The sequence below is a fragment of the Pseudoduganella sp. GW821-FHT05F09 genome, assembly GCF_059419605.1.
The window spans coordinates 100,755-125,359 of the sequence record NZ_JBWKSD010000011.1; the positions used below are offsets into that span (position 1 = coordinate 100,755).

The window sequence follows — 24,605 nt, forward strand, 5'->3', positions numbered from 1 at the left end:
TGGCCTCGGCGGGTATAATGCGCCGAGGCACACTACAGACAGAGCAGCAATTGAAACGCATCGCATTAGGAGTCCAGTACGACGGCACCGCCTGGCAAGGCTACCAGACCCAACCCTGCGGCAACACCGTGCAGGACCAGCTGGAGAAGGCGATGCAGCGTTTTGCCACCGTGCCGCTGGCCACCACCTGCGCCGGCCGCACCGACGCCGGCGTGCACGCGCTGGGCCAGGTGGTCCATTTCGACACCGAACTGAACCGCGAGATGCACGCTTGGGTGCGCGGCATCAACGCCTTCCTGCCGGAGTCCATCGGCGTGCGCTGGGCCAAGGAACTGCACGAGGTGGTGCCCTACGACCCCACGGCGGAGCAGGGCAGTGCGCCGCTGCACACCGCGCAGGATTTCCATGCCCGCTTCAGCGCCCGTTCCCGCACCTACCACTACCTGCTGCACAACCACCAGGTGCGCTCGCCGCTGCTGGCCGGCCGCGCCGGCTTCACGCACCGCCCGCTGGACGTGGCGCGCATGCGCGCCGCCGTGCCCGCGCTGATCGGCGAGCACGACTTCACCACCTTCCGCGCCGCGCACTGCCAGGCCAAGACCCCGGTCAAGCAGATGCACGAGATCCGCATCGAGCGCCACGGCGACCTGGTCGTGTTCACGCTGCGCGCCAGCGCCTTCCTGCACCACATGGTGCGCAACCTGGTGGGCTCGCTGGTCTACATCGGCGCCGGGCGCGAGGAGCCGGAATGGCTGGGGCAACTGCTGGCCATGAAGGACCGCTCGAAGGCCGCGCCCACCTTCATGCCCGACGGCCTGTATCTGGCCGACATCGAATACGACGACAAGTGGGGCCTGCCGCAGGAAAGCGCGCGCCCGCTGCCGTGGTTTTAAAAGGATAAGCGCATGCACCGCACCCGCATCAAGATCTGCGGCCTGACCCGCGAAGAAGACCTGGCCGCCGTGGTGGCCGCCGGTGCGGACGCGGCCGGTTTCGTGTTCTACGACAAAAGCCCGCGCTACGTCACGCCGCAGCGCGCCGCCGAACTGATGGCGGGCCTGCCGCCCTTCGTCACCGCCACCGGCCTGTTCGTCAACGCCACGCCGGAGCAGGTGGCCGAGACCGTGCGCATCGCCCCGGTTGGCCTGCTGCAATTCCACGGCGACGAGACGGCCGAGCAGTGCGCGGCCGCCGCCGCCCTGGCAAACCGTCCCTATTTGCGGGTATTTCGCGTCAAACCCGACACTACGCCGGACGATTTGCTAGAATACGAAACACAATGCCGTGCATCCAGCAGGCTGTTCTCGGGCCTTTTGCTCGATACCTGGGTGGATGCCTACGGCGGCGCAGGAAAGGTTTTCGATTGGTCACTCGTTCCAAAAGATCTCGCGCATCGGGCCGTTTTGAGTGGTGGCTTGAGCGTACTCAACGCGACTGGCGCGGTGGCTCAGCTACGCCCCTACGCGGTTGACATCAGCAGTGGTGTCGAAGCGTCCAAGGGCATAAAAGACGCCCACAAGATCGCCGCCTTCGTGCGCGCGGTCCGTGATGCCGACGCCATCATTGAGAGAGATCCGCCCCATGAAAGACCAAGTTCCTAACGCGCTGTTCCACGCCCACGACTACCATCTGCCGGACGCCAAGGGCCATTTCGGCGCCTACGGCGGTGCCTTCGCCGCCGAAACCTTGACCTTTGCGCTGGCCGAGCTGAACGCCGCCTACGAGCACTACAGCAAAGACCCCATCTTCCTGGATGAATTCCGCTACGAGCTGAAGCACTTCGTCGGCCGTCCGTCGCCCATCTACCACGCCAAGCGCTGGTCGGAGCAAGCCGGCGGCGCGCAGATCTACTTCAAGCGCGAAGACCTGAACCACACCGGCGCGCACAAGATCAACAACGTCATCGGCCAGGCGCTGCTGGCGCGCCGCATGGGCAAAAAGCGCATCATCGCCGAAACCGGCGCAGGGCAGCACGGCGTGGCCACGGCCACCATTTGCGCCCGCTTCGGCCTGGAGTGCGTGGTCTACATGGGCAGCGAGGACGTCAAACGCCAGGCGCAGAACGTCTACCGCATGAAGCTGCTGGGCGCCACCGTGGTGCCGGTGGAGTCCGGCTCCAAGACCTTGAAGGACGCGCTCAACGAAGCCATGCGCGACTGGGTCACCAATATTGAAAACACCTTCTACATCATCGGCACCGTGGCCGGCCCGCACCCGTATCCCATGCTGGTGCGCGACTTCCAGTCGGTGATCGGCGAGGAGTGCCTGGTGCAGATGCCGGAAATGACCGGCCGCCAGCCGGACTACGTGGTGGCTTGCATAGGCGGCGGCTCCAACGCCATGGGCATTTTCTATCCCTATATCGACCAGAAGCAGGTGCAGCTGATCGGCGTGGAGGCGGCGGGCGAGGGCCTGGACAGCGGCAAGCACGCGGCCTCGCTGACCAAGGGCTATCCGGGCGTATTGCACGGCAACCGCACCTATCTGCTGCAGGACGATAACGGCCAGATCATCGAGACGCATTCGGTCTCGGCCGGCCTGGACTATCCGGGCGTGGGGCCGGAGCATGCCTACCTGAAGGACAGCGGACGCGCACAGTACGTGTCCATCACGGACGAGGAGGCGCTGCAGGCCTTCCACGACTGCTGCCATATCGAGGGCATCATTCCGGCGCTGGAGTCGTCGCACGCGCTGGCCTACGCGGCCAAGCTGGCGGCCACGCTGCCCAAGGACAAGATTGTGCTGGCCAACCTGTCGGGCCGTGGTGACAAGGACATGCATACGGTAGCGGAGCGCATGGGCTTGAAATTCGGGTAATCCCGGTTTCGCCCCATCCACGCCCACTACTTATAAGGAAATGAATATGTCCCGTATTGCACCAACTTTCGCCGCCCTGAAAGAACAGAAAAAAACCGCCCTGGTCACCTTCATCACCGCAGGCGATCCCGGTCCCGATGAAACCGTTCCGCTGATGCACGCCATGGTGGCGGGCGGCGCCGACATCCTGGAGCTCGGCGTGCCGTTTTCCGACCCCATGGCCGAGGGCCCGGTGATCCAGCGCGCCTGCGAACGCGCGCTGGTGTTCGGCGTCGGCATCCGCGACTGCTTCGAGTATGTGCGCGAGTTCCGCAAGACCAACCAGATCACGCCGGTGGTGCTGATGGGCTACGCCAACCCGATCGAGCGCATCGGCCAGCAAGCCTTTATCGCCAAGTCGCTGGAGGCGGGCGCGGACGGCGCCATCGTGGTGGACTACCCGCCCGAGGAGTGCGAGGACTTCGCCGCCCGGATGCGCGCGGCCGGCCTGGACCTGATCTTCCTGCTGGCGCCCACCTCGACCGAGGAACGCATTGCCCAGGTGGCCAAGGTGGGCGGCGGTTTCAGCTATTACGTCTCGCTCAAGGGCGTGACCGGCGCCGGCAATATCGACACCGTGGAAGTGGCCGAGCGCCTGAAGGCCATCCGCAAGCACGTGCAGCTGCCTATCGGCGTGGGCTTCGGCATCCGCGACGGCGCCACCGCCCGGGCGGTGGCCGAAGTGGCGGACGCGGTGGTGATCGGCAGCCGCATTATCCAGGAGATCGAAAACGCGCCAAAAGGCGGTGCGCCGGCCGCCGTGCAGGCCTTTGTTGCGGGCATCCGCAGCGCGCTGGACGGCTGAAAATCTCACGATCGTGCGGAAAGTTGTCCTGGTGTAAAGTTCGACAGTGGCGGCTAAAACGGCTACACTGCCGCCACTGAATTGTGCATTAGGAGAAATTTATGAGCTGGTTGGAAAAATTGCTGCCACCGCGCATCCAGCGTTCCGAAGCTGCCGCACGCAAGACCATGCCTGAGGGCCTGTGGGTCAAATGCCCGTCGTGCGAGGCGGTGCTGTACCGTACCGATCTGGAATCGAACCTGCACGTTTGCCCCAAGTGCGACCACCACATGCGCATCCGCGCGCGCGAGCGCCTGGACGGCCTGCTGGACGCCGGCGGACGCTATGAAATCGGCCAGGAAACCCTGCCGGTCGACACGCTGAAGTTCAAGGACAGCAAGAAATACCCGGACCGCCTGAAGCAGGCGATGGAAGCCACCGGCGAGACCGACGCCATGGTCGTCATGGGCGGCGCCATCATGAGCCTGCCGGTTGTGGTGGCCTGCTTCGAGTTCGAATTCATGGGCGGCTCCATGGGCTCCGTGGTGGGCGAGCGCTTTGCGCGCGGCGCCCAAGTGGCCCTGGAACAGAAAGTGCCGTTCATTTGCGTCACCGCCACCGGCGGCGCGCGCATGCAGGAAGGCCTGCTGTCGCTGATGCAGATGGCGAAGACCACCTCCATGCTGACCAAGCTGTCCGAGAAGAAGCTGCCGTTCATCTCGGTGCTGACCGATCCGACCATGGGCGGCGTGTCCGCCTCCTTCGCCTTCATGGGCGACGTGGTGATTGCTGAACCGAAAGCGCTGATCGGCTTCGCCGGCCCGCGCGTGATCGAGAACACCGTGCGCGAAAAGCTGCCTGAAGGCTTCCAGCGCGCCGAGTTCCTGGTGCAGAAAGGCGCCGTCGACATGATCGTCGACCGCCGCAAGATGCGCGAAGAAATCGCCCGCCTGCTGGCGCTGCTGCAAAGCCAGGCCGTCGAAGTGCTGGCCTAAGAAACACCCGGGGCAGGGTCTAGCGGACCCGGCCCCGCCTCCCGCCTGGAATACCTCCCCGATGTCTACTCTCCCGACTACTTTGCCCGCCTGGCTGGCGCTGATTGAATCGCGCCACGCTGTCACTGAAATCAATATGGGCCTGGACCGCGTGCGCGCGGTCAAGGAACGCATGGCGCTGGCTTTCAGCTGCCCGGTCGTCATGGTGGCCGGCACCAACGGCAAGGGCTCGACCTGCGCCATGCTGGAGTCCATCCTGCTGCGCGCGGGCTACAAGGTGGGCTTGTACATCAAGCCGCACTTCCTCGATTTCAACGAGCGCGCCCGCGTCAACGGCGATCTGGCCAGCGACGAGGCCCTGGTGGCCAGCTTCAACGTGGTGGAGGCCGCGCGCGGCGATACCATGCTGACCTATTTCGAGTTCACCACGCTGGCCATCATGCATTTGATGGCCAACTCGGGGCTGGACGTGGCGATACTGGAAGTGGGCCTGGGCGGCCGCCTGGACGCGGTCAATGTGATCGATGCGGACGTGTCCATTGTCACCAGCGTGGACATCGACCATACCGACTACCTGGGCGACAACCGCGAACAGATCGGCTACGAGAAGGCCGGTATTTTCCGCTCCGGCAAGCCTGCCATCTGCAGCGACCCGGTGCCGCCGAAATCGCTGATCGACTACGCCGAGGGCGTAGGCGCGGACCTGTGGCTGATGGGCCGCGACTTCAACTACTCGGGCGACAAGCAGCAGTGGAACTACGGCGGCCGCAGCCAGCGCCGCAATTCGCTGGCCTACCCCAGCCTGCGCGGCGCCAACCAGTTGCTGAACGCGTCGGCGGTGCTGGCCGCGCTGGAGGCGCTCAAGCTCGAGCTGCCGGTGGGCGCGCAGGAAGTGCGCACCGGCCTGGTGACGGTGGAGCTGCCGGGCCGCTTCCAGGTGCTGCCGGGCCGCCCGACGGTGATCCTGGACGTGGCGCACAATCCGCACGCCGCCTCCGCGCTGAACCAGAACCTGGGCAATATGGGCTACCACCCGTACACCTTCGCCGTGTTCGGCTCCATGCACGACAAGGACATCGACGGCGTCATCAAGGCCATGTCCGAGCATGTAGACCACTGGTGCCTGGCCACGCTGCCGTCGCCGCGCTCGGCGTCCGGCTCGGAACTGGCCGCCAAGGTGCAGCTGATCCAGGAAGACCGGCCCGAGCGCACCGTGAATATATTCGACGATCCGGCACAAGCTTTTGCAAATGCGATGAGCCGTGCCAGCGAGAATGATAGAATTGTGGTCTTCGGATCGTTCCTGACCGTTGCCGGCGTCATGGCAGCGCGAAAATCCGCACTTCACTGACATCACCGACTGAAAACCACGCATGGGCTTGTTCTCGAAACTCAGCAAAAACAAGCAGGAAGCCGCTGGCCAGGATAGCGGCTATTACACCAGCGCAGCCGACAGCTCCGCGCTGGAACTGGCCAAATCCAAGCGTGCCAGCGCAGCCGACCGCGACGGCGGCGCGCGCCGCACCCGCGCGCGCGACGCCGCGCCCGATCCGGTCTTGCCTGAAAAGAAACGCGCGCGCCGCCGCCTGGTTGGCGCGATTGCGCTGGCGCTGGCCGTCGCGGTCGGCCTGCCCATGCTGCTGGACTCCGAACCCAAGCCGCTGGCGTCCGATATCGCCATCCAGATCCCATCCAAGGACAAGCCGGCCGACGCCGCGCAAGCCGCCGCCGTGCCCGCATCGCGCGTGGACGCGGCAGATGCGCTCGACAAGAGCGAGGAAATTGTCAAGGATGCACCGCTTGCCCATGCACCCGCCGCCAAGCCGGCCGCCGTGGCCACGCCGGCCGCGCCGGTGACTAGTCCCGTTGTTGCTCCCGTCCTGGCCGCTGCGCCGCAAGCCGCCGAGCCCAAGCCGCATGCCGACGCGGCCAAGCCGGCCAAGGACAGCGTCAAGGAAAGCCTGAAGGAAAGCAGCCGCGCCGCCGAGGCCAAGCTGGAAGCCGACGCGAAGGCCAAGGCGGAAGCCAAAGCCAAGGCCAAGGCCGAGGAAATCCGCCACGCCAAGGCGGAGGCCGATGCCAAGGCGGAAGCCGAAGCCAGGCTGGAGGCCAAGGCCAAACTGGACGCCAAGCGCGCCGCCGACGCCAAACTGGCCGAGAGCAAGCACGCCAAGCCCGACGCCGAAGCCAAGCCCAAGTCCGAGGACGCCGCGCGCGCCATGGCCATCCTGGAAGACAAGCCTTCGGACACCAAGTACCTGGTGCAGGTGGCCGCCGTGGCCACACAGGAAAAAGTGGACGAGCTGCAGGGCAAGCTGAAGGAAGCCGGCATCAAGTCCTTTACGCAGAAGGTGACCACGGCCAGCGGCGCCTTGACCCGCATCCGCGTGGGCCCGTTCCCGAACAAGGAAGAAGCCGAAAAAGTGCGCGCCAAGCTGAGCAAGATCGGCCTGAGCAGCAGCCTGGCCACTTCCTGACCGACATGACCGCAGGGCTGCGCTGACGTGACGCTATTCGATTACCTGGTGATATTCGTGCTGATCGCCTCCGTTGTCATCAGCACCATGCGCGGCCTGGTCAAGGAAATGATTTCATTGGCCAGCTGGATCGTGGCTTTCGTGGTAGCCAACGCCTACGGCGCGCAGTTGGCGCAGATGCTGCCCGCGATGGTGCCGGGCGAGGTGGTGCGCCTGATCCTGGCTTTTATCGTGTTGTTCATCGGCGTGCGCATCCTGATGGGGCTGCTGGGCATGGCGGTCGATGCGCTGATCAAAGCGGGCGGCCTGAGCCTGGCGGACCGGGGCCTGGGCGGCCTGTTCGGCCTGGGGCGGGGCCTTGTAATCGTGCTGGCCGCAGTCATATTGTGCGGGATGACCACGATACCGCAGCAGGATTTCTGGAAGAACGCGCTATTGAGTCCGCTCGCGGAGACCGGTGCGCGCACCGTGAAACCATTCCTGCCCGCTGCCTTCGCGCAGCATGTGCAATTTTAGAATTCTTTAAATCCGTAGTACCAGTCCAGGAGCACTACCATGTGTGGCATCGTCGGCGTCGTATCCCATCAACCCGTCAATCAAATGCTGTATGACGCCTTGCTGCTGCTGCAGCATCGCGGTCAGGACGCGGCGGGCATTGCGACCAATCACAGCAGCATGTTTTCCATGCACAAGGCCAACGGCCTGGTGCGCGACGTCTTCCGCACGCGCAATATGCGTTCGCTGCAAGGCACCACCGGCATCGGTCACTGCCGCTATCCTACCGCCGGCTCGTCCAGCGAAGAGGAAGCGCAGCCGTTCTACGTCAACGCGCCGTTCGGCATCACGCTGGCGCACAACGGCAACCTCACCAACTGGGAACAGTTGAAAGAGGAAATGTTCAAGAATGACCGCCGCCACATCAACACCGACTCCGACTCGGAAGTGCTGCTGAACGTGCTGGCGCACGAAATCCAGACCGCCACAACCGGCCTGAACCTGGACCCGGACGCGATTTTCAAGGCCGTCACCGTGCTGCACCGCCGCGTCAAGGGCGGTTACGCCGCCGTGGCGCAAATCGCCGGCGTGGGCCTGCTGGCCTTCCGCGATCCGAACGGCATCCGTCCGCTGTGCCTGGGCATCAATGAAACCGAACTGGGCACCGAGTACCTGATCGCGTCCGAATCGGTGGCGCTGGAAGGCATGGGCTTCCGCTTCGTGCGCGACGTGGAGCCGGGCGAAGCCATCTTCATCGACGCCGACAAGAAGCTGCACGCGCGCCAGTGCGCCGACAATCCGCAGCTCAATCCCTGCGTATTCGAATTCGTCTACCTGGCCCGTCCGGACTCCGTCATCGACGGCGCCTCGGTGTACGCCACCCGTTTGAAAATGGGCGAGTACCTGGCCGACAAGATCAAGCGCGAAATCCCGGACGGCGAGATCGACGTGGTCATGCCGATTCCCGACTCCTCGCGTCCGGCCGCCATCCAGCTGGCGCTGCGCCTGGGCGTGGAGTACCGCGAAGGCTTCATCAAGAACCGCTACATCGGCCGCACCTTCATCATGCCGGGCCAGGCAGCGCGCAAGAAATCGGTGCGCCAGAAGCTGAACGCGATTCCGCACGAGTTCAAGGGCAAGAACGTGCTGCTGGTGGACGACTCCATCGTGCGCGGCACCACCTCGCGCGAAATCGTGCAGATGGCGCGCGACTCCGGCGCCAAGAAGGTGATCTTCGCCTCCGCCGCGCCGCCGGTGATCTACCCTAACGTGTACGGCATCGACATGCCGACGCGCGACGAGCTGATCGCCTACGGCCGCACGACGGAAGAAGTGTGCAAGGAGATCACGGCCGATTACCTGGTGTACCAGGACATCGACGCGCTGAAGCAGTCCATCACCGACGTCAATCCCAAGCTGACCAAGTTCGAGGCGTCGTGCTTCGACGGCATCTACGTGACCGGCGACGTGTCGCCCGACTACCTGGACAAGCTGGAGTACAACCGCCACAACCCGAAAAAACCGGCGGCCGCGGAGGATGCGGGCCGGACCCAGCTGAACTTGAACGCGGCCACCACCGAAGGGTGATGTCCCGGCCCGGCCGCCAAGCGCGCCGGGCTTTTTTTTGACTTGAGATCATGACAGAAAAGAAAAATTACGGTTTCACTACCACCATCCTGCACAACGACCGCCAGAAGGGCATCGAGCACGGCTCGCTGCACAAGCCGGTGCATACCTCGGTGGCCTTCGGCTACGGCGACGCGCGCCAGCTGGCCTCGGTATTCCAGGGCAAGGAACCGGGCTTCCGCTACGGCCGCCAGGGCAATCCCACCGTATCCGCGCTGGAAGACAAAGTGAACAAGATGGAGCAGGGCGTGGCCACCTTGTGCTTCGCCACCGGCATGGGCGCCATCGGCGCCGTGTTCCAGGCGCTGCTGCGCGCAGGCGACCATGTGGTGTCGTCGTCCTTCCTGTTCGGTAACACCAACTCGCTGTGGCAGACGGTGGCGGGGCAGGGCGTGGCGGTCGATTTCGTCGACGCGACCGAGGTGGCCAACGTGGCGGCGGCGATCCAGCCCAACACCCGCATCGTCTTCGTCGAGACCATCGCCAATCCGCGCACCCAGGTGGCGGATCTGAAGCGCATCGGCGAGCTGTGCAAGGAGCGCGGCATTCTCTACATCGTGGACAACACCATGACCACGCCGTATCTGTTCCAGCCGAAAGCAGTGGGGGCGGGCCTGGTGATCAATGCGCTGACCAAGTCGATCGGCGGCCACGGCAACGCGCTGGGCGGCAGCCTGACCGACACCGGCGCCTACGACTGGACGCAGTTCCCGAATATTTTCGAAAACTACAAGAAGGCGGCGCCGGCGCAGTGGGGCATCACGCAGATCCGCGCCAAGGGCCTGCGCGATTTCGGCGCCTCGCTGGGGCCGGAAGCGGCGCACCACATCGCCGTGGGCGCCGAGACGCTGGCGCTGCGCATGGAGCGCACCTGCGCCAATGCCAAGGCGTTGGCCGAGCTGCTGGAGGCGGACGAGCGCGTGGCGGCGGTGTATTACCCGGGTTTGCAGTCGCACCCGCAGTACGCCATTGCCACGGAGCTGTTCCGCGCGCACGGTTCGCTGCTGAGTTTTGAGCTGAAGGACGGTATCGACTGTTTCGACTTCCTGAACCGCCTGAAGCTGGCGATTCCGGCCTCCAACCTGGGCGATACGCGCACGCTGATCATTCCGGTGGCGCACACCATCTTCTACGAGATGGGGGCGGAACGCCGCGCCTCGATGGGGATTGCGGAGTCGCTGATACGCGTGTCCGTCGGCATCGAGGACACGGCTGATTTGCTGGAAGATTTCAGCTGCGCGCTGGAAGCCTGCTAAGCGGCTTGCCCCTCCAGCATTACCAGGGCTGCGCGCCTTCCATCCGGTAGGGATGGCGCCAGCCCGGCAGGGCCGCGATGCGGTCCAGCCAAGCCTGCACACGTGGCGGGTAGCTCACATTGGCCTGTTCGGGCCAGTACAAATAGCCGCAGATGGAAAAGTCCGCCATGCTGACGCTGTCGTCGAGCAGGAAGGCGCGGCCGTCGGCCAGTTCATCGTCCAGGCGTTCAATGTCCGCGTCGAAACGCTTGCGGAACCAGGGCAGCACGCTGCCTGCGTAAGCTTCGGGATCGAACTTCTGGCCGTAGCGCAGGTGTGCCATGGAAAAGCCGATGCGGTTCGCTTCCCAGAACAGCCACTCGCGCACGCGCTCCAGGCGCTGCTGTGTTTCGCCGCCGTAGGCTTGCAAATGCTCCGCCAGATGCAGCAGGATGGCGTTCGACTGCACATACGCCCTGTCTTCATGCACCAGTAGCGGCACTTCGCCATATTTGGCCAGGCTGCGGAAGGGCTCCGGGCGCGCGGCGCGCTCCAGGCGCAGATCGATTTCCTCGTACTCGTGCGGCACACCGGCCACTTCCATGGCCAGTTTGACCTTGTAGCTGTGGCCGGACTCGCAATTGCCGTAAAGTTTGAAGCTAGCCATGCTGCCTTCCGCCGATTAATGCCAGCTGCGCAGCAGGCCGACGGCCAGGCCTTCCAGCGCAAACTCTTCCGCTTCCGGATGGACGGTGATCACCTTGAAATCCGGGTTTTCCGGGAACAGTTCGATGGTCGAGCCGGTTTTCTTGTAGCGCTTGACCGTGACTTCGTTGCCGATGCGGGCCACCACGATCTGGCCGTTCTTGGCGCTGTCCACCTTTTTGACGGCCAGCAGGTCGCCGTCCATGATGCCGATGTCGCGCATCGATTCACCGCGCACTTTCAGCAGGTAGTCGGGCTTGGCGGAGAACAGGGAAGGGTCCACGCTGTAGCTGGTTTCCAAGTTTTCCTGGGCCAGGATGGGCGAACCGGCGGCCACGCGGCCGATCAGCGGCAGCGACATCATATTGGACGCGGCGGCGGCTGCCGCGTGCGCCAGCTTGGTGGCGGCCGATTCGGCGTGCGCGCCCAGCAGGCGAATGCCGCGCGAGGTGCCGGCGGCGATCTCGATGGCGCCCTTGCGCGCCAGCGCCTGCAGATGCTCCTCGGCGGCGTTGGCCGACTTGAAGCCCAGCTCGTTGGCGATTTCGGCGCGGGTGGGAGGGAAGCCGGTATTGTCGATGGCATCCTTGATCAGATTGAGAATTTGTTCCTGACGTGCGGTGAGCTTGATCATGGTGCGTTAGCTCTGAGAGCTGTGGATATAGACAGACTGTATTTTTGTACAGTGCGCGTGCTAATGCAAGGGATTTTGTTGATATGTGCGAAATATTTTCATGCAATGGGCCCGATAAGCTCCTCCAGTGAGCGCGCCTGCAGGATTTTGTCTTCCCAGGCGCTCAATTCTTCCGGTTTCGCGTGGGAGATGCGTAGTTCGGCACTGGGTGAAAGTGGCCCGAAACGCAGTTGCAGCAGCTTGCGCACCACGGCCCGGCGGCCTTCCTCCCGGCCTTCCTCCCGGCCTTCCTCCCGGCCTTCCGCTCTGCCTACCTGTAAGCCCACCTCTCTGCCTTCCTGCAAGCCCACCTCTCTGCCTTCCTGCAAGCCCACCTCCCTACCTTCCTGCAGGCCCACCTCTCTACCTTCCTGCAGGCCCTCCTTTCGGGCACGGTCCTTGGCCATGCGTATCATCAGGTTCTCGAATGGCATTTCCTTACTCCTGTTTAGTTCCTCAATCCGCACGGCCAGCTGGTCTTGCAGGTCGTCCGGGATTTTCATCATCCAGTCTAGTACATTGAATAAATCGAGGATGCGCTGCGGGTCCCAATGCCGCTCGTACATTAGCGAGGTCAGCATTGCCTTGAATTCGAAGCGTTTCCGGGGCTCGTGGCGGGTGTGCAGCGTCATCAGATGGGCGGCGGTCAGCAGCGCGAAAGCGTTGTTGCTGCTTAATAGCCGGTCCAAATGCGGCCAGAAGTCCAGCAATTTGACCGTGGGAAAGCGTATGCCGGCTTCGCAGCCGAACAGCTCGCATTCGAAACAGTCCGGCCGCCATGCGGGATAAGGGTCGGCCAGCACCACCAGCGTCGCGATCGGGCAGCGGAAGCGGTCGTAGAGGCGGTAGTAATAGGTAAAGATGCGTTCGGCGAAGTCTTTCTCCCGGCTGCGCTGGATCTCCAGATGGAGATAGAGCAGCCTGGCACCGCCGTCCTTGCCGGTCACGCGCACCAGTTTGTCTATCCTGCGCCTGCCGAGCTTGGCGTCGCGCACCACCTGGGCCAATTCCTGGTCGAGGAAGCTGTATTCCCGGCGCCAGTCGATGGCGTCATGGACGCGGGGGAAGAAAAACGCCATGAATTCGCGGAAATAGGCCATCACGGCGCTTTTCCAAGGCGTGTCGTAATCGTCGTTGGCTGGGCTCATGGCGCCAGCATGCCTGTCGCAGGGGCTGCCGGCCTTGCGCCAGCGCAAGCCGGCGGCTGCTTGATTTTTCAGCGGAAAGGCGCTATAGTCGCGGGCTTACCTCTTCCCACACCCGTCTTGACGCCGGGGTGGGCTATATTCACAGTCCTTAAGGGAGTTTTCATGCGTCACTATGAAATCGTATTTATCGTCCATCCGGACCAAAGCGAGCAAGTGCCCGCGATGATCGAACGTTACAAAGCCAGCGTGACCTCGCGCGGCGGTAATGTACATCGCGTGGAAGATTGGGGCCGCCGTCAAATGGCTTACTCGATCCAGAAACTGGCTAAAGCACACTACATCTGCATGAACATCGAGTGCGACAACGAGACCCTGGTCGAGCTGGAAACCGCATTCAAATTCAATGATGCCGTTCTGCGTCACCTGACCGTGAAAATGAAGAAAGCGGAAACCGCTCCTTCGCCGATGATGAAATCGGTACAACGTGAAGACGCGGCCAAGAGCCATCGCGCCGAAGCCCAAGCAGCTGCAGCGGCCTAAGGGTCAAGTTTTTCACTGACCAGGAACTGAACTGAACCAGCTACAGGTAAACGCCCTCATCACCGAACGGGACACCATCAGGTACACCCCGGCCGGCATGCCGATCGTGACTGCAGTCTTGCAGCACAGCTCGCAGCAGATGGAGGCAGGCATCGCCCGCTTGACCGAATTCGAGATCCCCGCCCTGGCGGCAGGCGATCTGGCAAAACGGTTCAACGACGCGCCCCTGGGCGGTATTTATCAGTTCACAGGATTCCTGGCCAAGAAAAACCGCAATAGCAGAAGCCTGGTGTTTCACATCATTGATTTTAGTTTATTAGATACAGGAGCCTAAAATGGCATTCGGTAAAAAGTTCGACAAAAACAAGCTCAAGCTGAAAGAAAAGCGCAAGCAACAGAATCCTCTGTTCAAACGTAAGAAGTTCTGCCGCTTCACCGCCGCAAACGTAGAACAAGTGGACTACAAAGACGTAGACACGCTGAAAGATTTCGTCCAGGAAAACGGCAAGATCATGCCAGCACGCCTGACCGGCACCAAGGCGCACTACCAGCGCCAAGTTGACACCGCAATCAAGCGCGCTCGTTATCTGGCCCTGCTGCCGTACACCGATCTGCACCACGCTTAATTGGCGCCGTCAGATTAGAAACTGGAGAGAACTATGCAAATCATTCTGTTGGAAAAAGTTGTTAACGTCGGCAACCTGGGCGACGTGGTTAAGGTCAAGGACGGCTACGCACGTAACTTCCTGATCCCGCAAAAGCTGGCCCGCCGCGCCACCACCGCCGCTGTTGCTGAATTCGAAGCCAAGCGCGCTGAACTGGAAAAAGCTGCCGCCATCAAACTGGCTGCTGCCCAAGCCCAAGGCGAGAAACTGAACGGCATGACCGTGACCGTTTCGCAAAAAGCTGGTGTTGACGGCCGTCTGTTCGGTTCCGTGACCAACTTCGACATCGCTGAAGCGCTGACCAAAGCTGGTTTCGCTGTTGAAAAGGCTGCCGTGCGCATGCCTAACGGCCCGCTGAAAGTCACCGGCGAGCACGCCGTGTCGGTATCGCTGCACACCGACGTCGTGGTTGACGTGACTGTTGCCGTTGTTGGCGAAGCTGCCTAAGTTTTTGTTGTAGAGAAATCTACGGCGAGACTGTTGTACATGTAAAAAAGCCGGGCTTGCCCGGCTTTTTTATTTTTTGCCCTTGCACCGAAGCAGGTATAATTCGCGCCATGAACACCCCCTCCGATCCACAGGTAGATTCGCTACGCATTCCGCCGCATTCCATCGAAGCAGAACAGTCCGTCATCGGCGGCCTGCTGCGCGACAATGCCGCGTTCGACCGTATCGCGGATTTCATGAATCCCGACGATTTCTACCGCTACGATCACCGCATCATCTTCGAACAGATCGTCCGCCTGATCAACGGCTCCAAGCCGGCCGACGTGCTGACCGTGTTCGAAGCGCTGTCCATGCTGGGCAAGGCGGACGAGGTGGGCGGCATGGCCTACCTGAACGCGATGGCGCAGAACACGCCCTCGGCCGCCAACATCCGGCGCTACGCCGAGATCGTGCGCGACCGCGGCATCCTGCGCCAGCTCATCACCGTGGCCGACGAGATTTCCGGCCAGGCCTTCAGCCCCCAGGGCAAGGAGGTCAAGCAGATGCTGGACGAGGCCGAATCGAAGATTTTCGCCATCGCCGAACAGGGCGCCCGCGGCGCCCAGGGCTGGCTGCCGGTGCAGCCGCTGCTGACCCAGGTGGTCGAGCGCATCGACGAGCTGTACAGCCGCGACAACGCCAGTGAAATCACCGGCGTGCCGACCGGCTTCATCGACCTGGACCGCATGACGTCCGGCCTGCAGCCGGGCGACCTGGTCATCGTGGCCGGCCGTCCGTCCATGGGCAAGACCGCGTTCTCGGTCAACATCGGCGAGAACGTGGCGGTCGACGCCGGCCTGCCGGTGGCCATCTTCTCGATGGAGATGGGCGGCACCCAGCTGGCCATGCGTATGCTGGGCTCGGTGGGCATGCTGGACCAGCACCGCCTGCGGACCGGCAAGCTGAACGACGAGGACTGGCCGCGCCTGACCAACGCCATCCAGAAAATGAACGACGCCCAGGTCTTCATCGACGAGACCCCGGCGCTGAACCCGATCGAGATGCGCGCCCGCGCGCGCCGCCTGTCGCGCCAGTGCGGCAAGCTCGGCCTGATCATCGTCGACTACCTGCAGCTGATGCAGGGCAGCAAGCCGGGCGACAACCGCGCCTCCGAGATTTCCGAAATCTCGCGCTCGCTCAAAGGCCTGGCCAAAGAGCTGCACTGTCCCGTCATTGCGCTGTCGCAGCTGAACCGCTCGCTGGAACAGCGGCCCAACAAGCGCCCCGTGATGTCCGACTTGCGCGAATCCGGCGCTATCGAGCAGGATGCCGACGTCATCATCTTCCTGTACCGCGACGAGGTGTACAACCCCGACTCACCCGAAAAAGGCACGGCCGAGATCATTATCGGCAAGCAGCGTAACGGCCCGATCGGCGCAATACGTTTGACCTGGATGGGCATGTACACCAAGTTCGGCAACTACAGCGGCTCGCTGACGACCTACCAGGGCGACTAAGGTTCGAATTTCGCATTACCCCCGCAGTACCCGCAATTTTCTGAAGCCGCCGCGTGGCGGCTGCCTGCAGTAACGACGATTCATGATTGGAGAATAATATGTTTGGACGTTTGATGCCCACCGAGGGCAAGTTTTTTGACCTGTTCAACCAGCACGCCGAGCTGTGCGTCAAAGGCGCCAAGGAAATGCTGGCCCTGATGACCAACTTCGACGACCTGGAAAACCGCGTGCACGCCATCGAAGGCATCGAGAAACAGGCCGACAAGATCACCTACGCCACGGTGGACCTGCTGCACAAGACCTTCATTACCCCGATCGACCGCGACGACATCCACAAGCTGATCACCAAGATGGACGACATCCTGGACCTGATGGAAGACGCCGGCCAGACCGTGTCGCTGTACGACCTGCACTCGGTCACGCCGGAAGCCAAGCGCCTGGCCGAACTGGTGCTGGCCTGCACCGAGAAGGTCAAGGACGCCGTGGCCCTGCTGCACAATATGGACAACTCGCGCAAGATCGTCGCCATCTGCGAAGAGATCGACCGCCTGGAATCGGACGCCGACCACGTGATGCGCGCCGCCATGTCCAAGCTGTTCCGCGACGAACCGGACGTGCGCAACCTGATCAAGATGAAGGCCATCTACGAAATCCTGGAAACGGTGACCGACCGTTGCGAAGACGTGGCCAACATCATCGAAGGCATCATCGTCGAAAACGCGTAATTGCCACCCTTCGCCACTACGAAAAAAGAATAATCCATGAATAGCGTACAAATGAGCATCTATGTGCTGGGAGTGCTGGTCTTCCTGGCCCTGGTGTTTGACTTCATGAACGGTTTCCACGACGCCGCCAACGCGATCGCCACCGTGGTCTCGACCGGCGTGCTCAAGCCGCAGACCGCCGTCGCCATGGCGGCCTGCTTCAACTTCGTCGCCATCTTCGTGTTCCACCAGCTGACCGTGGCCGCCACGGTGGGCAAGGGCACCATCGACCCCGGCGTGGTGGACCAGTACGTCATCTTCGGCGCGCTGATGGGCGCCATCGTCTGGAACCTGGTCACCTGGTACTACGGCATTCCGTCCTCGTCCTCGCACGCGCTGATCGGCGGCCTGGTGGGCGCGGCGGTGGCCAAGTCGGGCACGGGCGCGCTGATTTCCGCCGGCCTGATCAAGACCGTGATGTTCATCGTGCTGTCGCCGCTGCTGGGCTTCATCTTCGGTTCGCTGATGATGTTGCTGGTGTCCTGGATCTTTGTGCGCACCACGCCGCGCAAGGTCGACACCTGGTTCCGCCGCCTGCAGCTGCTGTCGGCCGCCTCCTACTCGCTGGGCCACGGCGGCAACGACGCGCAAAAAACCATCGGCATCATCTGGATGCTGCTGATCGCTGCCGGCTACTCGGCCTCGACCGACGTGTCGCCGCCGCTGTGGGTGATCGTTTCCTGCTACACGGCGATCAGCTTCGGCACGCTGTTCGGCGGCTGGCGCATCGTCAAGACCATGGGCCAGAAGATCACCAAGCTGAAACCGGTGGGCGGCTTCTGCGCCGAAACCGGCGGCGCCATTACCTTGTTCACCGCCACCGCCCTGGGCGTGCCGGTGTCCACCACCCACACCATCACCGGCGCCATCGTCGGCGTGGGCTCGGCCCAGAAGATGTCGGCCGTGCGCTGGGGCGTGGCGGGCAATATCGTGTGGGCCTGGATCTTCACCATTCCGGCCTCGGCCTTCGTGGCGGCGATCGCCTGGTGGGTCGGCAAACACATCATGTAATTATTGCAGTAAAAATGCAGTGCAAAGGGAGCTTGGGCTCCCTTTGTTACAATACGGGCATGTCTTCCATCCCCGCTTTCCTGCGCCGCCTCCGGCCCGACAATTTCACGCTGGCCCTGCTGTTCACCGTTGCCGTCGCCAGTCTCCTTCCCTGCACCGGCCGCGTGGCCGAAGCGTTCAGCGCCGTGACGGCCTTCGCCATCGGCGCGCTGTTCTTCCTGCATGGCGCCAAGCTGCCGCGCGAAGCCATCGTGGCCGGGCTCACGCACTGGCGCCTGCACCTGCTGGTGCTGTGCTGCACCTTCGTGCTGTTCCCGCTGCTGGGCCTGCTGCTCAAGCCGCTGGCGCTGACGGTGCTGACGCCGGAGCTCTATCTCGGCGTGCTGTTCCTGTGCATGCTGCCGTCCACCGTGCAATCGTCCATCGCCTTTACCGCCGTGGCGCGCGGCAATGTGGCGGCCGCCGTGTGCAGCGCCTCCGCCTCCAATTTCCTGGGCATCTTCCTTACGCCGCTGCTGGTTGGCGCGCTGGTGGTGCACGGCCCGTCGGCCAAGCCGCCGCTGGACGCCGCCTTGTCCATCGTGCTGCAACTGCTGCTGCCTTTCGTTGCGGGGCAGCTGATGCGGCGCTGGATAGGCGCATGGGTGGACCGCCACAAGCCGCTGCTGCGCTTCGTGGACCAGGGCTCCATCCTGCTGGTGGTGTACACCGCCTTCAGCCAGGCGGTCAGCGAAGGCTTGTGGCACAAGGTCGGCGTGCCGTCGCTGCTGGCGCTCGCGCTGCTGTGCTGCCTGCTGCTGGCCGCGGTGCTGCTGCTGACCGGCTGGCTCAGCCGCCGGCTGGGTTTCAGCAAGGAGGACGAGGTCACGGTGGTCTTCTGCGGTTCCAAGAAAAGCCTGGCCAGCGGCGTGCCCATGGCCAAGGTGCTGTTCGCCACGTCCTCGCTGGGCATGGTGATTCTGCCGCTGATGCTGTTCCACCAGATCCAGCTGATGGTGTGCGCGGTGCTGGCGCAGCGCTTCGCCGCCAGAACGGAAGGCGGCCTGCAATGATGCGCGCGGCCTGGCGCGTGGAAACGGCCGATCCCGCTTCGCCCGACGCGGCGCGGCTGATGGCCGAGCTGTCGGCCGTGCTGGCGGCGATCACCGGCGACAGCGGCCAGTCTTCTTTCGATCCGGATGATGTGCGCGGCCCGCTGGCCCGCTTCGCCGTGGCGCGCGGCGCGGACGGCGCGGCCGCCGGCTGCGGCGCATTGCGGCCGCTGGAAGAGGGTGTTGCGGAGATCAAGCGCATGTATGCGCGGCCGGGGCATGCCGGCTGCGGCAGCGCCGTGCTGGCCTTCCTCGAAAGCGAGGCGGCGGCGCTGGGCTATGGCGCGCTGCGCCTGTCCACGCGGCGCGTAAATGCCCGCGCCGTGGCGTTTTACGCGGCGCGCGGCTACGCGCTCATTCCCAATTTCGGCCGCTACGCAGCCCAGCCGGAATCGGTGTGTTTTGAAAAGCGCTTGCTACGGGTTTAGACCTCGCGGCTTAGAGCTCGACTTCCAGCCCTTCGTAGGCCAGCACCACTTCCAGGCCCTCCGGCAGCGGGGCGCGGCGCGCCATCACTTCGGCGAACACCGCTTCCAGCTCGTCGTCGCTGCGGGTGGGTTCGTGGTGGGTGCAGTACAGCCGCTTGGCGCCGGCCTTGATGGCCATGTCGAAGGCCGAATCGAAGGTGCCGTGCCCCCAGCCCTGCTTGGCCGGGTATTCTTCGCGGGTATAGGAACAGTCGACGATGAGCGCCGTCACGCCGCGCACCTTGTCCTCCTGCGCGCGGGCGCGTTCCTGGATGTGCCGCTGGTAGGCCGCGTACTCCGGGTGGTCTTCCGGGTAGATGTTGTAGTGCGGTTCGTGGTCGCCGGTGAAGAACACCGATTTGCCGTTGCAGTCGATGCGGTAGCCCAGGTCGATCACCGGATGGTTCATGACCACGTTCGACACCACCGCGTCGCCCACTGCGATCGCCTCGTCCACCGCCAGCGTGCGGTATTCGATGGTGGCGTCCATCTGCGTTTCGCTGACCGGGAAGTAGCTGTTCTGCAGCTGCACGCCCATCACGTGCTCAATGCCGTTGCCGGTGTCCGGATCGGTGGCGCCGTGCAGGCGCACGCGGCTGCCCTTGATGAACAGCGGGGTGAAGAAGGGCAGGCCGTGGATATGGTCCCAGTGGCTGTGGGTGATGAAGATATTGGCCTGCACCGGGGTTTTCTTTTGGGCGATCAGCGACTGCGCCAGCGCAAACAGGCCGGTGCCGCCGTCGATAATGATCAAGGTGTCGTCGTCGCTGCGCACCTCGATGCAGGTGGTGTTGCCGCCGTAGCGCGCAGTGCGCGGACCGGGGGAGGGAATCGAGCCGCGCACCCCCCAAAATTTGAATTTCATGCTCTCTGCCTTTTAATTCTGCCCACTGGCGTTCCACACTGCCGCCGTTCTGTTGACTATTCAATATGAATCATGATTGAACAGGCAAGTGGCGATCACCCTCCGATGATAGCCTTTTTTTCATCGATTCTGGGCCGAAAGTTGCGAAATTGAGCGATGTGCGCGGCGCACGGCGATTCGGGCGGGATTTCGGCGCATTTCCAATGTACAGCCGCTTGCACTGAGGCTACACTTCTAATCAATATCGTCCAGGCACCAAAGATTGTAAAAACACCATGCAAGAGCTGAACCACATACAAATCGCGCAGCGGCTGGACCAGCTGACGGAGCTGAGCGTGGCGCTCGGCGCCAGCCATGACACGGACGAGCTGCTGGAGCGCATCCTGATGGTGGCCAAGGGCATGACCCATGCGGACGGCGGCACGCTGTACCGCCCCAGCGCCGACGGCGCCAGCTTGTGCTTCCACATTTCCGTCAACGACACCCTGGGCATACGCCAGGGCGGCGCCAGCGGCGACAAGATCGACATTCCGGCCGTGCCCCTGTACGACGAGCAGGGCGACAAAAACCTGTCCTCGGTGGCGGCCTACTCGGCCAACTTCCGGCTCTCGGTGAATATCGAGGACGTGTACCAGGCCGACGTGTTCAACTTCTCCGGCATGCGCTCCTTCGACCAGCAGCGCGGCTACCATTCGCAGTCCTTCCTGACGGTGCCGATGACCGACCACGAGGGCGAACTGGTGGGCGTGCTGCAGCTGGTCAACGCGAAAGACCCGGGCACCGGCGCCATCTGCGCCTTCTCGCCCACCGACCAGCGCTTCATCGAGGCGCTGGCCGCGCAGGCCGCCGTGGCGCTGACCAATCAGCGCCTGATCCAGCAGCTGGAAGATCTGCTGGAAGCGCTGGTCAACCTGATCAACATCGGCATCGACGAAAAATCGCCCTACACCGGCCGCCACTGCCAGTTCGTGCCCGAGCTGACCATGATGCTGGCCGAGGCGGTGCACAACGCCGACAGCGGCCCGCTGGCCGATTTCCGCATGACCGACGGCGACCGCAAGGAGCTGTGGCTGGCCGGCCTGCTGCACGACTGCGGCAAGATCACCACCCCGGTCCACGTGGTGGACAAGGGCACCAAGCTGGAAACCATTTTCGACCGCATCCACATGGTCAGCGCCCGCTTCGAGGTGCTGATGCGCGACGCCGAAATCCGCGCGCTGAAGGCCAAGCTGGCCGGCGGCGACCACGCCGCCATCGACGCGGCGCTGGCCGAGGAGATGGCGCAGCTGGAGCGGGACCGCCAGTTCCTGCGCGTGGCCAATGTGGGCGGCGAGGGCATGAAGCCGGAGGACCAGGAACGCGTGCGCCAGATCGCCGCCTACCGCTGGACCGGCCCGCGCGTGTACAAGAAGGAGCCGGGCGCCGAGGAGCCGCCGTTCGTGCGCGAGGAGCAGGACTTCCTGACCGCCGAAGAGACCGAAAACCTGAACATCCGCTTCGGCACGCTGACCGAGCCGGAACGCAAGGAAATCAACAATCACATCTCGGTGACGATACGCATGCTCGAGTCGCTGCCGTGGCCCAAGCACCTGCAGAACGTGCCCGAGTACGCCGGCGGCCACCACGAGCGCATGGACGGCAAGGGCTATCCGCGCGGGCTGACCAAGGACCAGATGTCGGTGCAGGCGCGCATCATGGCCATCGCCGACATTTTCGAGGCGCTCACCGCGCGCGACCGGCCGTATAAAAAAGGCAAGCCGCTGTCCGAGTCGCTGCGCATCCTGGGCAATTTCAGCCTGAACGGCCATATCGATCCGGACCTGTTCGACATCTTCATCCGCCAGAAGGTCTACCTGAACTTCGCGCACAAGAACGTGGACGAGCGCCAGCTGGACCACGTGGACGAGTCCAAGATCCCCGGCTACACCCCGTAGCCGATGGCCAGGCTACTGAAAAAATACGGCGCGCGCTGGCTGCTAGGGCTGCTGCTGTGCGCCGCCGCCATCCTGCACACGGCCAACGTGCTGCACGCGGACACCCTGGACCGCATGGACACCTTCATCTCCGGCCTGCGCATGCGGCTGGAAACGCCGGTGCTCGATCCGCGCGTGGTGATCGTCGACATCGACGAGAAAAGCCTGGCCGAAGTGGGGCGCTTCCCGTGGAGCCGCAACGTGATGGCCAAGCTGGTCGAACAGCTCACCGTGAAATACGAAGTGGCGGCGGTCGGCTTCGACGTCTCCTTCCCCGAGCCGGACACCAGTTCCGGCTATGATGTGCTGAAGCAGCTGGCCCAAGGCGAGCTGCAGCAGGTGCCAGGCCTGCAGGGCCAGCTGGCGCGCCTGCAGCCGCAGCTCGATTACGACGGCCTGCTGGCGCAGGCGCTGCAAGGCCAGCCCGTGGTGCTGGGCTACAACCTGTCCGGCAGCCAGGCCAAGGGCATGCTGCCGAAACCGGCATTCACCGAGGAGGCGCTCAACGGCCGCACCGTGGACGCCTACAAGGTGGCGGGCTACGAAGCCAATATCGCGCGCCTGCAGTCGGCCGCGCTCAGCGCCGGCATCTTCACCGCCATGCCCGACCGCGACGGCGTGGTGCGTTCCACGCCGCTGCTGCAAAAGATCGGCCAGGGCTACTACCCCACGCTGTCGCTGGCCACCGCCGCCGTGGCCTTGCGGGCGCGCGCCATCCATCCGCTGTTCGAGGGCACGGTCGACACCCTGTCCGAGTCGCAGCGCGCCAACGGCGGCCTGGAAGCCATCGGCCTGTTCCATGCGGAAGGCAATATCCGCATCCCGGTCGGCGAGGGGCTGACCACCACGGTGCAGTACCGCGGCCCCGGCGGCCCGCAGGGCGGCGGCTACCGCTATGTGTCGGCGGCCGACGTGCTGCGCGGCGCCGTGCCGGCCGAGCAGCTGGCCGGCGCCATCGTACTGGTGGGCACCACCGCGCCCGGCCTGAACGACCTGCGGGCCACGCCGGTCAACGCCCAGTACCCCGGGGTGGAAATCCACGCCAATATGATCAGCTCCATCCTGGACGGCAGCTTCAAGTTCCGGCCCGACTACGCCACCCAGTTCGAAGCGGTGCAGCTGCTGGTGCTGGGCCTGCTGCTGGCGCTGCTGCTGCCGGTGCTGGCGCCGGCCTGGTCCATCCTGCTGGCGCTGCTGGCGGGCGGCGCGGCGGCCGCGTTCAATTTCTACCTGTACCGCGCGCACGACATCGTGTTCAACGTCTCGTCCATGCTGGTGCTGGCGCTGGCGCTGTTCATCCTGAACGTGGCCTGGGGCTATTTCTTCGAGGTGCGGCGCGGCCGCGCGCTGGTGTCGCGCTTCGGCGAATACGTGGCCCCCGAGCTGGTGGCCGAGATGGCCGAAAATCCGGAAAAGTACAATATGGACGGCGAAAGCCGCGAGCTGACCGTGATGTTCGTCGACGTGCGCGGCTTCACCACCATCTCGGAAGGCCTGACGCCGAAAGTCCTGCGCGAATACATCAATCTCTACCTGACGGCGATGTCGACCGATATCCGCGACAGCCACCGCGGCACGCTGGACAAATACATAGGCGACGCCGTGATGGCCTTCTGGGGCGCGCCGGTGGCCTTCGCGGACCACGCCAGCCGGGGCGTGGCCACCGCGCTGCTGATGCAGGCCAGCGCGCAGCGGCTGAACCAGGACTTCCTGCAGCGCGGCTGGCCGGAGCTGAAAATCGGCATCGGCCTGAACACCGGCCAGATGCATGTGGGCGACATGGGCTCGGAGATCCGCCGCGCCTATACCGTCATGGGCGACGCGGTCAACCTCGGGGCGCGGCTGGAAGGCATCACCAAGGTGTATGGCGTGGGCATCGCCGTGGGCGAGGTCACGCGCGCCGAAGCGCCGGAATTCGCCTACCGCGAGCTGGACCTGGTGCGCGTGAAGGGCAAGAACGAGCCGGTGGCCATTTTCGAGCCGCTGGCGCTGGACAGCGCGCTGGCGCAGCCGGCCCGGGACGAGCTGGCGCGCTGGCACGCGGCGCTGGCCCTGGTGCGCGGCCAGCAGTGGGACGCGGCCCAGGCGGCGCTGGAAGCGCTGCAGGCCGAGGCGCCGCACGGCCTGTACCGGCTGTATCTGGAGCGCGTGGCGCACCACCGGGCGCACCCCCCGGGTCCCGGTTGGGACGGCGTGACGACTTTTGATACCAAGTAAAAAGACACAAAGTATCTGTGCGGAAATGCATCAAAGCCGCGAAAAATGCGGACGCCAGCCGTATTTCCGACTAAA

The 24,605-nt window shown here is 63.8% G+C and carries 25 protein-coding genes; 21 read left to right on the plus strand and 4 right to left on the minus strand.

Features of this window, described 5'->3' with window-relative positions; all coding sequences use genetic code 11:
• Positions 1-50: 50 nt before the first annotated feature.
• The 10 genes from AC07S4_RS27820 to AC07S4_RS27865 all read left to right on the plus strand — a co-directional run bounded on the left by AC07S4_RS27820 (position 51) and on the right by AC07S4_RS27865 (position 10,489).
• Positions 51-893 carry a tRNA pseudouridine synthase A gene (locus AC07S4_RS27820; RefSeq protein WP_494989688.1) on the plus strand — a complete coding sequence of 281 codons (843 nt, stop codon included), beginning with the start codon at positions 51-53 and terminating at the stop codon, positions 891-893.
• Between the two features lie 12 nt (positions 894-905).
• Positions 906-1,601, plus strand: a complete 696-nt coding sequence (locus AC07S4_RS27825) for a phosphoribosylanthranilate isomerase (protein ID WP_494989689.1) — start codon at positions 906-908, stop codon at positions 1,599-1,601.
• On the plus strand, positions 1,582-2,817 hold the full coding sequence (gene trpB / locus AC07S4_RS27830; protein WP_494989690.1) for a tryptophan synthase subunit beta: 1,236 nt from the start codon (positions 1,582-1,584) through the stop codon (positions 2,815-2,817). Before AC07S4_RS27825 ends, trpB begins: the two co-directional genes overlap by 20 nt.
• Before the next feature lie 46 nt (positions 2,818-2,863).
• On the plus strand, positions 2,864-3,661 hold the full coding sequence (gene trpA, locus AC07S4_RS27835) for a tryptophan synthase subunit alpha (protein ID WP_494989691.1): 798 nt from the start codon (positions 2,864-2,866) through the stop codon (positions 3,659-3,661).
• A 101-nt stretch (positions 3,662-3,762) separates the two neighbouring features.
• Positions 3,763-4,635: an acetyl-CoA carboxylase, carboxyltransferase subunit beta gene (accD, locus tag AC07S4_RS27840; protein ID WP_494989692.1), complete on the plus strand. Its 873-nt coding sequence runs from the start codon at positions 3,763-3,765 to the stop codon at positions 4,633-4,635.
• 61 nt (positions 4,636-4,696) lie between these two features.
• The gene (gene folC, locus AC07S4_RS27845) at positions 4,697-5,986 is read left to right on the plus strand and encodes a bifunctional tetrahydrofolate synthase/dihydrofolate synthase (protein WP_494989693.1); all 1,290 of its coding nucleotides are present in this window, start codon (positions 4,697-4,699) and stop codon (positions 5,984-5,986) included.
• A 22-nt stretch (positions 5,987-6,008) separates the two neighbouring features.
• Positions 6,009-7,112 (plus strand): SPOR domain-containing protein, encoded by a 1,104-nt coding sequence (locus tag AC07S4_RS27850; RefSeq protein WP_494989694.1) that lies wholly within the window; start codon positions 6,009-6,011, stop codon positions 7,110-7,112.
• Positions 7,113-7,139: 27 nt separating this feature from the next.
• Positions 7,140-7,628: a CvpA family protein gene (locus AC07S4_RS27855; RefSeq protein WP_228893506.1), complete on the plus strand. Its 489-nt coding sequence runs from the start codon at positions 7,140-7,142 to the stop codon at positions 7,626-7,628.
• Between the two features lie 39 nt (positions 7,629-7,667).
• Entirely contained in the window at positions 7,668-9,194 is a 1,527-nt protein-coding gene (purF, locus tag AC07S4_RS27860) for an amidophosphoribosyltransferase (RefSeq protein ID WP_494989695.1), read from the plus strand.
• A gap of 50 nt (positions 9,195-9,244) precedes the next feature.
• Positions 9,245-10,489 (plus strand): cystathionine gamma-synthase family protein, encoded by a 1,245-nt coding sequence (locus AC07S4_RS27865; RefSeq protein ID WP_494989696.1) that lies wholly within the window; start codon positions 9,245-9,247, stop codon positions 10,487-10,489.
• 19 nt (positions 10,490-10,508) lie between these two features.
• On the opposite strand, the gene AC07S4_RS27870 is transcribed toward AC07S4_RS27865, so the two are convergent.
• The 3 genes from AC07S4_RS27870 to AC07S4_RS27880 form a co-directional block, all read right to left on the minus strand.
• A complete protein-coding gene (locus AC07S4_RS27870; protein WP_494989697.1) occupies positions 10,509-11,135 on the minus strand; it encodes a glutathione S-transferase family protein in 627 nt (208 codons plus the stop codon).
• Positions 11,136-11,150: 15 nt separating this feature from the next.
• Positions 11,151-11,807, minus strand: coding sequence for a transcriptional repressor LexA (lexA, locus tag AC07S4_RS27875; protein WP_494989698.1), 657 nt, complete (start codon positions 11,805-11,807; stop codon positions 11,151-11,153).
• Positions 11,808-11,905: 98 nt separating this feature from the next.
• Positions 11,906-12,994 (minus strand): RpnC/YadD family protein, encoded by a 1,089-nt coding sequence (locus AC07S4_RS27880; protein ID WP_494989699.1) that lies wholly within the window; start codon positions 12,992-12,994, stop codon positions 11,906-11,908.
• 162 nt (positions 12,995-13,156) lie between these two features.
• Between AC07S4_RS27880 and rpsF the strand changes: the two genes are divergently transcribed.
• The 9 genes from rpsF to AC07S4_RS27925 all read left to right on the plus strand — a co-directional run bounded on the left by rpsF (position 13,157) and on the right by AC07S4_RS27925 (position 19,436).
• Positions 13,157-13,534 carry a 30S ribosomal protein S6 gene (rpsF, locus tag AC07S4_RS27885; protein WP_056394461.1) on the plus strand — a complete coding sequence of 126 codons (378 nt, stop codon included), beginning with the start codon at positions 13,157-13,159 and terminating at the stop codon, positions 13,532-13,534.
• Positions 13,535-13,565: 31 nt separating this feature from the next.
• The gene (gene priB / locus AC07S4_RS27890) at positions 13,566-13,868 is read left to right on the plus strand and encodes a primosomal replication protein N (protein WP_161072743.1); all 303 of its coding nucleotides are present in this window, start codon (positions 13,566-13,568) and stop codon (positions 13,866-13,868) included.
• 1 nt (position 13,869) lies between these two features.
• Complete coding sequence (gene rpsR / locus AC07S4_RS27895; protein WP_008450941.1) at positions 13,870-14,160, plus strand: 30S ribosomal protein S18; 291 nt, start codon at positions 13,870-13,872, stop codon at positions 14,158-14,160.
• A 33-nt stretch (positions 14,161-14,193) separates the two neighbouring features.
• Positions 14,194-14,646, plus strand: coding sequence for a 50S ribosomal protein L9 (gene rplI / locus AC07S4_RS27900; RefSeq protein ID WP_161072656.1), 453 nt, complete (start codon positions 14,194-14,196; stop codon positions 14,644-14,646).
• A 110-nt stretch (positions 14,647-14,756) separates the two neighbouring features.
• Positions 14,757-16,142 (plus strand): replicative DNA helicase, encoded by a 1,386-nt coding sequence (locus tag AC07S4_RS27905; protein WP_494989700.1) that lies wholly within the window; start codon positions 14,757-14,759, stop codon positions 16,140-16,142.
• A gap of 98 nt (positions 16,143-16,240) precedes the next feature.
• Positions 16,241-16,867, plus strand: coding sequence for a DUF47 domain-containing protein (locus AC07S4_RS27910; protein WP_494989701.1), 627 nt, complete (start codon positions 16,241-16,243; stop codon positions 16,865-16,867).
• Between the two features lie 36 nt (positions 16,868-16,903).
• Entirely contained in the window at positions 16,904-17,917 is a 1,014-nt protein-coding gene (locus AC07S4_RS27915; RefSeq protein ID WP_494989702.1) for an inorganic phosphate transporter, read from the plus strand.
• Between the two features lie 59 nt (positions 17,918-17,976).
• Positions 17,977-18,969, plus strand: coding sequence for a bile acid:sodium symporter family protein (locus AC07S4_RS27920; protein WP_494989703.1), 993 nt, complete (start codon positions 17,977-17,979; stop codon positions 18,967-18,969).
• Positions 18,966-19,436: a GNAT family N-acetyltransferase gene (locus AC07S4_RS27925; protein WP_494989704.1), complete on the plus strand. Its 471-nt coding sequence runs from the start codon at positions 18,966-18,968 to the stop codon at positions 19,434-19,436. The genes AC07S4_RS27920 and AC07S4_RS27925 overlap by 4 nt, the downstream gene beginning before the upstream one ends.
• Before the next feature lie 10 nt (positions 19,437-19,446).
• Here the strand turns inward: AC07S4_RS27925 and AC07S4_RS27930 are convergent, their stop codons facing one another.
• Positions 19,447-20,340 carry an MBL fold metallo-hydrolase gene (locus AC07S4_RS27930; protein ID WP_494989705.1) on the minus strand — a complete coding sequence of 298 codons (894 nt, stop codon included), beginning with the start codon at positions 20,338-20,340 and terminating at the stop codon, positions 19,447-19,449.
• A 275-nt stretch (positions 20,341-20,615) separates the two neighbouring features.
• Here AC07S4_RS27930 and AC07S4_RS27935 point away from each other — a divergent pair, with 275 nt between their 5' ends.
• Positions 20,616-22,274: an HD domain-containing phosphohydrolase gene (locus AC07S4_RS27935; protein WP_494989706.1), complete on the plus strand. Its 1,659-nt coding sequence runs from the start codon at positions 20,616-20,618 to the stop codon at positions 22,272-22,274.
• A gap of 3 nt (positions 22,275-22,277) precedes the next feature.
• Positions 22,278-24,530: a CHASE2 domain-containing protein gene (locus AC07S4_RS27940; RefSeq protein ID WP_494989707.1), complete on the plus strand. Its 2,253-nt coding sequence runs from the start codon at positions 22,278-22,280 to the stop codon at positions 24,528-24,530.
• Positions 24,531-24,605 lie beyond the last annotated feature (75 nt).